13 protein-coding genes are annotated in these 11819 nt (G+C 60.9%); 7 read left to right on the top strand and 6 right to left on the bottom strand.

The window, feature by feature from the left end:
- Positions 1–13 precede the first annotated feature (13 nt).
- The gene (locus CHC01_RS33105) at positions 14–151 is read right to left on the bottom strand and encodes a BON domain-containing protein (protein WP_283805457.1); all 138 of its coding nucleotides are present in this window, start codon (positions 149–151) and stop codon (positions 14–16) included.
- A gap of 332 nt (positions 152–483) precedes the next feature.
- On the opposite strand from CHC01_RS33105, the gene CHC01_RS18020 reads away from it, so the two are divergent.
- From CHC01_RS18020 to CHC01_RS18000, 5 genes are all read left to right on the top strand, one after another.
- Positions 484–960, top strand: a complete 477-nt coding sequence (locus CHC01_RS18020; RefSeq protein ID WP_089265568.1) for an Hsp20/alpha crystallin family protein — start codon at positions 484–486, stop codon at positions 958–960.
- A gap of 62 nt (positions 961–1022) precedes the next feature.
- On the top strand, positions 1023–1499 hold the full coding sequence (locus tag CHC01_RS18015; protein WP_089265567.1) for a CBS domain-containing protein: 477 nt from the start codon (positions 1023–1025) through the stop codon (positions 1497–1499).
- Entirely contained in the window at positions 1481–4177 is a 2697-nt protein-coding gene (locus CHC01_RS18010) for a bifunctional acetate--CoA ligase family protein/GNAT family N-acetyltransferase (protein WP_089265566.1), read from the top strand. Before CHC01_RS18015 ends, CHC01_RS18010 begins: the two co-directional genes overlap by 19 nt.
- A gap of 99 nt (positions 4178–4276) precedes the next feature.
- The gene (locus CHC01_RS18005) at positions 4277–4750 is read left to right on the top strand and encodes a TAXI family TRAP transporter solute-binding subunit (protein ID WP_089265565.1); all 474 of its coding nucleotides are present in this window, start codon (positions 4277–4279) and stop codon (positions 4748–4750) included.
- On the top strand, positions 4747–5664 hold the full coding sequence (locus CHC01_RS18000) for a TAXI family TRAP transporter solute-binding subunit (RefSeq protein WP_089265564.1): 918 nt from the start codon (positions 4747–4749) through the stop codon (positions 5662–5664). The genes CHC01_RS18005 and CHC01_RS18000 overlap by 4 nt, the downstream gene beginning before the upstream one ends.
- A gap of 121 nt (positions 5665–5785) precedes the next feature.
- On the opposite strand, the gene CHC01_RS17995 is transcribed toward CHC01_RS18000, so the two are convergent.
- A complete protein-coding gene (locus CHC01_RS17995) occupies positions 5786–6196 on the bottom strand; it encodes a hypothetical protein (RefSeq protein ID WP_089265563.1) in 411 nt (136 codons plus the stop codon).
- 636 nt (positions 6197–6832) lie between these two features.
- Between CHC01_RS17995 and CHC01_RS17985 the strand changes: the two genes are divergently transcribed.
- Positions 6833–7060 carry an ABC-type transport auxiliary lipoprotein family protein gene (locus tag CHC01_RS17985; RefSeq protein WP_176454622.1) on the top strand — a complete coding sequence of 76 codons (228 nt, stop codon included), beginning with the start codon at positions 6833–6835 and terminating at the stop codon, positions 7058–7060.
- Between the two features lie 26 nt (positions 7061–7086).
- Here the strand turns inward: CHC01_RS17985 and fixJ are convergent, their stop codons facing one another.
- Both fixJ and CHC01_RS17975 read right to left on the bottom strand, forming a co-directional pair.
- Positions 7087–7692 carry a response regulator FixJ gene (fixJ, locus tag CHC01_RS17980; RefSeq protein WP_089265560.1) on the bottom strand — a complete coding sequence of 202 codons (606 nt, stop codon included), beginning with the start codon at positions 7690–7692 and terminating at the stop codon, positions 7087–7089.
- A complete protein-coding gene (locus CHC01_RS17975; protein ID WP_089265559.1) occupies positions 7682–9088 on the bottom strand; it encodes a sensor histidine kinase in 1407 nt (468 codons plus the stop codon). Before CHC01_RS17975 ends, fixJ begins: the two co-directional genes overlap by 11 nt.
- Before the next feature lie 203 nt (positions 9089–9291).
- Between CHC01_RS17975 and CHC01_RS32630 the strand changes: the two genes are divergently transcribed.
- Positions 9292–9450 (top strand): hypothetical protein, encoded by a 159-nt coding sequence (locus CHC01_RS32630; RefSeq protein WP_176454621.1) that lies wholly within the window; start codon positions 9292–9294, stop codon positions 9448–9450.
- A 262-nt stretch (positions 9451–9712) separates the two neighbouring features.
- Here the strand turns inward: CHC01_RS32630 and CHC01_RS32875 are convergent, their stop codons facing one another.
- Both CHC01_RS32875 and CHC01_RS17960 read right to left on the bottom strand, forming a co-directional pair.
- The gene (locus CHC01_RS32875; protein WP_210421681.1) at positions 9713–9928 is read right to left on the bottom strand and encodes a hypothetical protein; all 216 of its coding nucleotides are present in this window, start codon (positions 9926–9928) and stop codon (positions 9713–9715) included.
- A gap of 649 nt (positions 9929–10577) precedes the next feature.
- A complete protein-coding gene (locus tag CHC01_RS17960) occupies positions 10578–11789 on the bottom strand; it encodes a cyclic nucleotide-gated ion channel (RefSeq protein ID WP_089265557.1) in 1212 nt (403 codons plus the stop codon).
- Positions 11790–11819 lie beyond the last annotated feature (30 nt).

Raw genomic sequence — 11819 nt, 5'->3', positions numbered from 1 at the left:
GATGAGCCACTTCTCAATTGATCGTCAGCCGGTCATCAACCGCGGATGCTCCCGGTGCAGAGCAAGCCGCGTTCTCGACAGCGCGTTTTTCGTCCCAGTTGTCTGCGTTGCCTTCGAGAATGACGTTATGGCCATCTTTGGTGACGCGGATTGCGCCTCAGCGACCAGCATGACGCGGAGCGCAGACTCGATCTTCAGCTTCACGTTAGACGGTTCTGCTCGCGGCTTGATTTCGGTCTTGTTCGTGATCCCGCGACGCCCGACACTTTCCTGACGTTGTCTTCCGCCGCCGTCTTTTCGAAAGGCCAGTCGACGGTGCCGTTAATGTGATCCAACCGTCCTGGACAAGCGCCATGATTTCATCGGACCGCCGGGCATATCCATTGCGCCCATCCGGGGCGGCCTTTTGATTTTGCGCAAAGCCGGCAGTCGCCAGCCGAGTATGCTTCCGTTGCCATCAAGGCTCAAACAGGAGGCAAGTATATGTCCAAGCAATCTGTTGTTCCCGTCGGCGCCGAGCGTCAGGTTTCGCGCCGCGATTCCAATCCACTGTCTTTCCTACAGCAGGAGATCGACCGACTGTTCGACGGGGTCACGCGCGGTTTCCCAAGCTTCGTCACTCACGCGGGCGTCGTCCCGAACATGGATGTCAGCGAGACCGACAAGGTGATCGAAATCACGGCCGAACTTCCTGGTCTTGAAAAGAAGGACGTCACGCTCAACGTCGCCGACAATGTCCTGACCATTCGCGGCGAAAAGAAGAACGAGCGCGAGGAGAACGAGAAGGACTACCATCTCGTTGAACGTAGCTACGGTTCGTTCTCCCGGTCCATCGAACTGCCTGCGGGTGTGAAGTCGGAGGACATCTCGGCCGAGATCGCCAAGGGAATCCTGAGAGTGACAGTTCAGAAGCCGGCACCCAAGGTCTCGAAGCAGATCGAGATCAAGAGCGCAGCCTGATCTGACACGGGACGTGCCGCGCTGATCCGCAGCACGTCTCTCCGGCCGCCCGGGAGCGAACTATGTATGAATTTCTTGAAGAGACCGCTGGCGATGTAATGACCAGGCCTTGCAAGCAGATCTCTCCAGAGACGACCGTCGGCGACCTGCACCGGTTGTTCGCAATGGATGACGTCGAGTCCTATCCCGTGGTCCGCAACGGCGAGGTCATCGGAATCGTTTCGAAGTTCGATTCTCTGCGGCCGTTCGCCTTCGGTACGGATCAGATCCTTCCGAATTATGACGAGATCATGGGAACCATGGTCGAGGAAGTCATGTCATGCGATGTGATCTCTGCAAATAGCGATACCCGTCTGACCCACGTCCTGCAGACCATGGTGCAGCACCGGATCAAGAGCGTGCCGGTACTTGATCGCGAGAACAAGCTCATCGGTATCGTGGGGCGCGGAGACATATTCCGAGCCTTGCGAAAATGCACGCTCCCCGCGGGCGTGCCCAGCCCCGGCCCGGACGCTGCAGCATGTCGACGTACAAATTAGAGAAACTGCTGGCTCCCCAGGCACTCGCCCTCGTTGGTGCGAGCCCCCGCTCAGGGTCATTGGGAGCAGCCGTTCTGCGCAACATCCGCGCGGCTGGATACGCCGGCAAATTCGGGGTCGTCAATCCCGTGCATCCGGACATCGAGGGCCACAAGACGTTCGCGTCCCTCGACGCTCTGCCTTTCCCGCCGGATCTCGTCGTCGTCACGGCGCCGGCGGCAGCCGTACCGGGGATCATTTCCGCAGCTGCCATCAAGGGCGCGGCAGGAGCTGTCATCCTCAGTTCTGGTCTGGGCCACGGCGCGAGTTCCTTGGCCGCAGCAGCACTCGATGCGGCGAAGAAGGGCGGACTGCGGTTGATCGGGCCGAATTGCCTCGGTCTACTTGTGCCGCAGCATCGCCTGAACGCGAGCTTCGCGGCGCACATGCCGAGCGAAGGGTCATTAGCTCTGATTTCACAGTCGGGTGCGATTGTGGCTGCCATGGTCGACTGGGCCGCGCGGCGGCCCGTCGGCTTCTCGGGGATCGTCTCGATCGGGGATCAACTCGACGTCGATCTTGCCGATTGTCTCGACTACTTCGCATCGGACCCGGGCACTCGGGCTATCTTGCTCTATCTGGAGGCGATCCCGGATGCCCGAAAGTTCATGTCGGCGGCGCGCGCTGCGGCGCGCGTGAAGCCCGTAGTTGTCGTCAAGGCGGGCCGCATGGCGCAGGGCGCCAAGGCGGCGGCGACGCATACCGGAGCGCTGGCGGGCGCCGACGCTGTCTACGACGCCGCCTTTCGCCGCGCAGGCCTCCTGCGCGTGTTCGACCTCAGGGAGTTGTTCGACTGCGCCGAGGTGCTGGCAGGGGGCGTCGAGCCTCGCGGGCGGCGTCTCTCCATCCTCACCAACGGCGGGGGCCTAGGCATCCTGGCAGTCGATCGATTGGTCGAACTCGGTGGCGTTCCGGCGGACCTTGGGAGGGCCGTCAGATCGCGGCTGGACGATGCACTTGGCGGATGGTCAGAATCTAACCCGGTGGATGTCGGCGGCGATGCGGGTGCTGACGTCTACCGGGCGGCGCTGGATGCCCTGCTTGACGACGCCGACAACGATGCCGTCCTGGTAATGAATGTCCAGACCGCCGTGGCGGATCCCGTCGCCATCGCCCGTGCGGTAGCCGATACCGTATCGGAGCACAGGGGCAACGGGTCCGGATCACTGCCGAAACCGGTGTTGGCCGCCTTCGTCGGTGCCGACGCGGCAGTGTCGGCGCCCCTCGACTCCGCTGCCATCCCGAATTTCCCGACGGAGGACGATGCCATACGCGCTTTCATTTACGGCGTGCATCATCATGAGTCGATGCAAACGCTGATGGCGACACCTCCTGGAGTTATGGCGGGCGTCAAGGTCGATCGTGCCGCTGCGCAACGCGTCCTGGACCAAGCCATCGGGGAGGGGCGCGGTTGGCTCGACCCGTTGGAAATCGCGGCGGTGTTCGACGCCTACGACATCCCGATCGTCCCGACGCGGATGGCGGCGAATGTGGACGAAGCCGTATCACTATCGGAAGGCTTCTTCCGGAAGGGCCATCCGGTAGTTATGAAGATTCTGTCGCGCGACATCGCGCACAAGTCCGATGTCGGAGGCGTGGTGCTTGGCCTGCGGGACGCCGACGCTGTCCGCCTTGCCCACGGTGCGATGATGGAGGCCGTGACAGCCAAGTGTCCAGACGCCCGCATTGCCGGCGTTATCGTCCAGCCGATGATCATGCGGCCGCGCGCGCGGGAATTGATCGCTGGCCTTGCCGACGATCCGACGTTCGGACCGGTGGTCGCTTTCGGTCGTGGCGGAACTGCCGTCGAAATCATCAACGACAAGGCGCTCGCATTGCCGCCGCTCGACATGAAGCTGGCGGACGATCTGGTGAAGCGCACCGCGGTCGCGCGGCAACTGGCTGGCTACCGCGATGTCTCCGCCGTCAAGGAAGACGCCGTCCAGATGACGCTGCTGAAATTATCGCAGATGGCGATCGACCTTCCGCTGATCCGCGAACTCGACATCAATCCGTTGCTTGCGGACGAAGCTGGCGTTCTGGCGCTAGATGGGCGGATCGCGGTGGCCGTACCAGAACGACTCTTCGCAGGACAGACGCGGTTGGCTATCCGGCCGTTTCCCGCAGCGTGGCAGCGCGACGTCGTTCTGCAGGACGGTGAAACCGTCCACCTGCGTCCGGTCGTGCCGGAGGACGAGGCCGCCATCAAGCATCTGCTTGACCACACTGATGCCGTCGATTTGCATTCGAGGTTTCTCGGGGCGATCAAGGAATTTCCGCATCCGTTCGTCGCCCGGCTCACGCAACTCGATTACGCGCGCGCCATGGCTTTCGCCGCCGTGGCTCCCGGCGGCGGCGAAATACTCGGAGTCTCGCGTCTGCATTCGGATTCCCAGTACAGGACGGCGGAATATGCCGTTCTGGTCCGCTCCGACAGGAAGGGCCATGGCCTCGGCTGGGCCCTGATGACCGAACTGATCCGCTACGCGAAGAGCGAAGGTCTTCTCGAACTGCATGGCGACGTGCTGCAATCGAACGACGGCATGCTGCAGATGTGCCGGGCTTTGGGATTCAAGGTTGCGAGCGACCCGGAGGATCCGGCTGTCGCGCTTGTTTCGCTGGATCTGCGGACGCAATGACTTGAAACGCTGGCTTCGGAGGCAGTGGTAAGGGAGAGCCGCCCGGTACCATTAATTTTGGATCGTATCGGCTCTGCGGGGCGAAAGAACGGCAATCGAATGTCCGACCATGATCCGCGGCGCCGGAAACGCAAAAACACTTTGTTCTCGTTTTTCGGCATCGTCCTGCTGCTAGTCAGCGTCGTCGCGGGCGTGACCTATGTGGCTACGAGACCGGTCATGCTGCGGATTGCCGTAGGCGCTTCAGACAACAACGACAAGAAGCTGATTCAAGCGATAGCCGCACGGTTCGCCAACGACCATAATCCGGTCCGCCTGTCGGTCATTGAAACGAGTGGCGGTGCAGAAAATCTCGCCTTTCTAGCTGCATCGAAAGCGGACATCGTTGTCGTTCGCAGCGATCTCGACCTGCCTCGCGACGCTCAATCGCTGGCGATCTTGCGCAAGAATGTTGTCGTGCTCTGGGCTCCGGCCGGCCTGCGCCGCAAACGAGCCGTGAAAGCAAAGATCGAGGAGATCGGTGATCTGGTCGGTCGTCGGATCGGTCTCGTGGGCGTGGCGACGAGAATTTGAAACTGCTGAAGGTGATCCTCACGGAGTCCGGAGTTGCCCCGGAAAAAGTGAAAGTGTCGCAATTCGGAGCAGACCAGATCGGTCAGATGGCGCACGATCCCGGCCTTGACGCCTTCATGACCATTGGCCCACTCGACAGCAGGATCACATCGGAGGCGATCGTGCTCACAGCCGCCCGCCGAGGTGAACCGATGTTCTTGCCTATTGATGCGTCTGACGCGATCGCTCAGAAGCATCCGCTATATCAGTCGGCCAAGATTCCAGGACATGTCTTCGCGGCCAACCCCGCCCGACCGGATGACGAAATCGAGACGATCAGCGTCAATGATCTGTTCGTTGCGCGGAGTTCCCTGCCGGATGCCGCCGCGGGTGCGCTCACGCGACAATTGCTGGCCGAGCGTCAAGGTCTGTCACGCGACAATCCGGACGCAGCGAAGATTGAGAAGCCGGACACGGACAAGGATGCCTCATTACCTGCTCACCCGGGCGCGGCTGCGTATATCGACGGCACGGAGCGCACATTCCTCGAAAGGTACAGCGATTACTTTTGGGCAGGAATTCTGTTGCTGTCGGTCATCGGCTCGGCCGGCGCGTGGATCGGTCATTATTTGAAGCGTGATGAGAAGGACCTGAACACGGTCCACCGCGACAAGTTGCTGGGCGCCATGACAAGGGTTCGCGAGGCAAGCTCCGAAAGCGGGCTGACAGCACTGCAAACGGAGATCGATGCCGTCTTGCGCGAGACACTCGATTGTTACGACGATGGCGCCGTCGATGAAGGTGGTCTGATGGCCTTGAGTCTGGTCCTTGACCGGCTGCACGGCGCGATCGTCGATAGGCGAGCCGAGCTAGCCGCACACACGGACAACTCTGCACGCTTGGGCGTTACACGACCTGGCAACCGGATTTCATGAGGGCAAATTTAATCGTTACCTGCCTTGCTTATATGGGACAAAAATACCGAGGGGACCGATCCTCTGCCGCTGAGCCGGTTTGTTATTCCGAAAACGTCAGAGCAGCTTGAAGCGCGGTCAGTTAAAGCGGGGTGACGGACGCCACCCGATAGGTATGGATTGCGTCGGCCTCGCGCAGCGAAACGTATTCGCCCTGCCGGAACGCTTCCTCCTCGAAATGGAATCCCGCCTCGTCCGACACGTCTCCGGCCACATCGTAGTGGAACGCCCAGCTTCCGCCGGGCCGGCGGACGAGATGGCCGCGAATGTCATCTCCGCCCGGACGCAGTCGCGTGACGCGGCAAGCCTCGCGGTGCGACTTCCACGACGCAGCATCGATGCGATCTTTCCCGTCGAGCGGCGCGGCGATCACGTAGCCGATCTCAGAGTTTCCCTCGGGATGCTGGGCACTGCGCGCAAGTTCGAGGCGGATTCTGCGGAAGGTCGCGGGGAGGCTGCTGTTACGGATGGGTTGGAAGGAGTGCTGCTGCATGGAATGTCCCTTCGGTCAGGATCGGTATTGGTCATGCCGGCCGGCGAGGCCGATCCGGACCTCCCGTTCGGTAGGTCGCACGCAGTGCCGCGCCGACCAGAATGCCTATCATGAGGGCGGAGACGACAGCGGAGGCGGACTGCTCGATCACCCTTCTCTCGAGAGGGCGCTGCCGATCGGTCAAAATCTTCTGTATGGCCGACCAAACTCGGGCGACGCTCAAGAAAAGCCCACATCGCGGAGCCGTATAGCGATCCTCCTGTCCGACCTGTTTTGGCATCCTGTTCCCTCACTATTCGCAGAGTATGCCGATTTCACTTCGGCCAATTGACCCACGTCAAACTCGCCCACATCGATAGGGCGGCCGCCTTGCGACTAATCAAGGCGCGGTAGGGGGCGATCCTTCTATCTGCGCTCATGCGAGACGCCAAAAGCCCGCCTGATCTACTTCCGACGCTGACAGCACAGTGGGCGACCGCTCGCTTTCGTCGCCGGTGGCTCTTGGAGATTGGAGCATGCTGAATTGATGGAGCGCTCTGCGCGAGGCGGAACTGCTCTCCGCAGAGCTTCGAGAACTACGACGTCGATCATCCCCCGCTGCGTCCCGACAATGCAGGGCAGGGTGGCGGACGCGTCGTGCTGGACCTGCGCAAGTTCGAGATCGAACCGTTGGTCGACGCCAAGGCCGTTATCATAATGTCGGCGAGGATTCTCGACGAGGCGGGCAAAGTGACGGCCGCCCGGATATTCAGCGCGTCGCAACCTATCGGTGCGATGGATCCTGCCGGCGCGGCGGTCGCCTTCAACAATGCCTTCCAGTCACTTGCGCGCGATCTGGTCCGGTGGACGGCGCGGAAGTCGTAGCAGGAGCATTGACGCGGACCGGGGTTCTATAGTCCCGCAGCGAGCGCCAGCCGCATGAGTTCCGACATGCTTCGCGCGCCGGACTTCGCCATCAGATTGGCCCGATAAACCTCGACGGTGCGCGGACTGATCCCAAGATCGTGCGCAATCACCTTGTTGATCTTCCCGGATACCAGACCTTGCAGCACGTCGCGCTCGCGCGGCGACAGGTCAGCAAGACGCGCCATCGCGCCCTCACGTCCGGCGTCCGCCCCATCAACCAGCTTGGCCGCCATGGCCGACCGTATGGCCGAGAGCAGCGCTTCGTCGTCGAAGGGCTTTTCGATGAAATCGGCGGCACCCGCCTTCATGGCCTCGACGGCCAGCGCGACGTCGCCGTGGCCGGTGATGGCTATGACGGGGCAGGCCACGCCGTCCGCCTTTAGTCTGCGGACCAAATCCAGCCCGCTCATGCCGGGCATGCGGATGTCGGAGACGACGCAGTCGGGGACGCTCTTTCGAACATGGTCGAGAAACGCAGCGGCAGACCCGTGCGAGCGGGCGTTGAATCCATTGACATCGAGCAGGAAGGCCAAGGAATCCCGCATGGCCGGGTCGTCGTCGATGATATCGATGGTGGGTCTATCGTTCATGTTGCGGGACCTGCTCTGCAAAGGGCAAAGTGAATTGAAAGCGCGTGCCGCCCTCGATCACCGGCTCGGCCCAGATGCGGCCGCCATGGGCCTCGACGATCGTGCGGCAGATCGAGAGGCCGACGCCCATGCCATCCGGCTTGGTGCTCACAAAGGGCTGGAAGAGGCGACTTTGGATCTCTGCACCGAGACCATGCCCGGTGTCCGAGATTTCGAATAGAGCGGAATCGCCGTCACGGCGGACGGTGATGCTGAGTTCGAGCCGATCTTCCGTTGCCATTGCCTCGATGGCGTTGCGGATGAGATTCAGGGCCACCTGCTGGATCTGGATCCTGTCGACGAGAACCGGCGGCATGTCCGGTTCGGCACGCAGCGTCACGTGGATGCCGAGATCCCGGGCTCCGAACAAAGCGAGCGCCGCTGCCTCCTCCAGCAAAGTACCGGGATTCTCCAGTGCGGACTGCGTCTCGCCTTTGGCGACGAACTCCCGCAGCCTGGCGATGATCTCACCCGCGCGCAGTGCCTGTTCTGCGGTCCGGTCGAGCGCTGCCGATATCCGCGATAGATCGGAATTCGGCTGCATGAGCAGCGTCTTCGCGCCGCGCACGTAGTTCGTGATCGCCGAAAGGGGCTGATTGAGTTCGTGCGCCAGAGAGGATGCCATCTCGCCCATCGCGGTCAGACGGGAGACGTGAACGAGCTCTGACTGCAGTTCCTGAACGCGTCGCTCTTGCGTGCGTCTCTCGGTGAGGTCGCGAACGAAGCCGGTGAAGAACCGGTCTTCGCCGACCTTAGCCTCGCCGACTGCGAGTTCCATAGGGAATGTGGACCCGTCCTTGCGTTCCCCAACCACGATGCGGCCGATGCCGATGATCCGGCGCTCACCAGTTCGTTGGTAGCGGCCGAGATAGCCATCGTGCTCCGCCCGGTATGGCGACGGCATCAGCATGGAAACGTTCCTGCCGATCGCTTCGGCTGCGCTCCATCCGAATAGGCGGACCGCCGCGGCGCTGAAGGAACTTATGATGCCTTTGTCGTCGATGACGATCATGGCTTCCGGCATGGCCTCCAGGATCGATTGCAGATGCGCCTGCCGTTTCCGTGCGTGATCGGACTCCCTGAACAGCCGATCGCCCATGAAGCCAAGCACGGGCCCCACCACCGCGAAGAACGAAAGGTCAATTAGATTAGCGGGATGCAGCAGCAATTCCCTACCGCTGATGGCCAAGCTGCCGACGATGCATAGCAACGTGGCGAAGATTGCGGGCCCGCGACCTCCGACGAACGCAGCGAAAACCACGACCGGCACGTAAATGACCGTGAAGGTACGGCCCTCGAAAGAGTATTCGAGCAGCATACGCAATGATACCGCCACGGCGACCGCGGCTGCGGCCATGCCGTAGGGAATAAAAGCGCGCGCCCGACTGTTCAACCTATTGTCTCCCCGATCACCTCAACCCACGCCTACGTCGAAATACGGTATGGCTCAACCGAAACACCGCAACATGGTGCGGCTTCGAGTTCCTTCCCATCGTACTCTTCGCATGCGATAGTCAAGCTACCTTGGCATACCTTGGCGACAGATCGGGGATTCGGGCCATGGACAAAAGCGTAGCAGACCTCAACATCGCGCATTTTAAACGGCTAATCGAAACCGAAACGAACGACGACAAGCGAAAGTTGCTCATGCGGCTGCTGGCCGAGGAAGAGGTAAAGCTCGCGTCATCGCTGAAGAACCGACCGCAATCCGGCAAGTGATCCGGCCGCTAGTCGGATTTCTGCCAGAGCCTCCAATGGGTCGGCTCCACCCTGATCTTTGCCCTGGTTTCTGAGTGTATCCAGCCTCCCGGCCTGCGACGGCAGGGGAAAACGAGCGCATGGGGTACCTCGCTCTCGATGACCGCGAGTTCAAGATCGCGATCATCGGGAGCGGATTGGATGCTTTGCCATTCGTGTTCAATCGGCATGAGCGCCTCCCGGTCGCGCCTTATCCCGCGGGGCCGCGGGGAGCCGTCTTGGATCATGCGCTTCGGGACACCGCAGCATCTTTCGATGGTTCCGTTTCCGCGGCGCCGGCCGGCGAGAAAAAGCGCATTTCGAGCTCGCCGAGAGCCCGTGCACTGTCCAGCGCGTAGCTGGCATCGTCGGCGGCGTTCTTCATCGCGCCCTCAATCCATTGTTCGCAAAGCTTGATCTTTTCGCCGACTGCGGGCGTTCCACCGAACTTGAACAGCAATTGCCAGACTTCGGTCGAGTCTTTCTGAATCCGTTCGAGCCAATGCTGATTTATTTCGCCCACCTTTTTGGCGAGTTCGGATTGGACTGCCGCCGCCTGAGCGGCGCGTTGGCCTAGCGCGATTGCGATCGCAGGGACGGTGTGCGGAACGCCGTTGTTTTCAGACATTGATGCCTCCATGGGGGACCTAGTTTAATTATGCACTTGTGCGCCATGTTGATCCGCGCGGCTCCCAAGACTTTGACGTGGGTCAAAAAACTTTATGAAATTGCGGGTCGAACCGACCGCTGCGCGCGCGGCGGCTTTCCAATCGGACGTGTCCCAACAGAGCGAACTCAACCATCTTCGGGCCTCTAGGTAACGTCCGGCCAATTGAGATCGTATTGCCCAACTCGCGAAGCAGCATCGGCTGCAGTCTCGCTTAGAGCGTAGGTATTGGCTGCCCAAATACCTATCGCTTCGACGCTCCAGTTCGGCATCTGGCCCTCCTGCAGCCGGATGTCGATCTTACCGAGACATTCGCAATCGCCGCATCGAAGAAGGTGGGTCCGAACAAGTCGCTGTAGCTCACCACGACTCCCCGTTGCCTGATCACCCACGGCTCCATGGCAGAAGAGTTGGCAAAATAATCAGCGCGCACGATGTGGAACTATTGGGGCGGCGCACCGGAATACTCATTCGGACTAAGGTCTGTGTCATCGGCGTAAATCTCATGGCCGAGTTTGGTGCTGGCTGCCTGCTTTATGCGGTCCGCTAGGAGGGGCTGGCGTTCCATCAATCCGTGAAGGTCGGATGCGTCCAGGACAAGGAGACGCGTCGCCTCCACTGCTGTCGCCGTCGCAGACCGCTTCGCCCTCCGCAATACCGCGACCTCGCCGAAGAACTGACCACCGACCAGACGAATATGCTGATGCTTGAGTTTGAGCGCGACTTCGCCATCGACGATAATATACATTGAGTGGGCGGCCTCTCCGCGCCTCGTTATGACCGTGCCTGCGCCCACCCTGATCGCCCGCAGCATGGACATGACTTCCGCCACTTCGGCCGCGCTGAGGGTGCTGAACAAGGGGATGCGTGCAACCAAACCCCATGTTATGAGAAAGTCACGTCGATGAACCTCGTTGGCAAACGATGAAGCCACGATTCCGATAGGCAATGCGACCATCAAGAGGCCGCAAAAGATCGTGAGCGCAGCGATCAACCGTCCCAACGCGGTGATGGGCACCGCATCTCCGTATCCAACGGTACCCAACGTTACGATCGCCCACCACAGCGCTTCCGGTATGGTGCCGAACTTGTCCGGCTGCGCCTGATGTTCTGCAAAGTGCATGAGCGCCGCCGAGATCAATGCTGCCCCGACAATGAGAATAAGGCACCCGCTCAACGCACGCCGTTCGCTATAGAGCGAATCGAGGAGGGCACGTGTCGCGGGGGAATATCGTGAAAGCTTCAAGAACCGCAGAAACCGTAGGACGAGCAGGATCTTCAGATCGCCAGCGACAAACGAGCTGAGCCAGAACGGCGCAATCGCCACAAGGTCGATCAGGCCGTGGATGCTCAGGAGAAACCGCGTTCGCGCAACGGCATGGTTGTGCGCTCTAAACTGCGGATGTTCGACCGCGGTCCAAACCCGGGCAGCCAATTCGCACGTTAGTACCGTTGCCGCGGTCCACTCGATGGCCCTCAAAAGGGAATGATATTCGCTCAACAGGCTCGGAACGGATTCGGCCACGGTTGCGATAAGCGAAAGCGAGATGACGGAAATGATCAGCCCATGCACGATGAGGCCGAGCCAATCGGACTCTTCATGGCGCTCCAATGCGGAAAAAGCGCGTCGACGTAGCTGAGCGAGCGATGTCATTTGCACTATAGCCCAATGGCCTCGTTGCTG

It is taken from the genome of Tardiphaga sp. OK246 (genome assembly GCF_900188215.1).
GTDB classification, from domain to species: domain Bacteria; phylum Pseudomonadota; class Alphaproteobacteria; order Rhizobiales; family Xanthobacteraceae; genus Tardiphaga; species Tardiphaga robiniae.
Note: the sequence above shows the minus strand (reverse complement) of the source record. Positions and strands in the feature narration are given on the sequence as shown.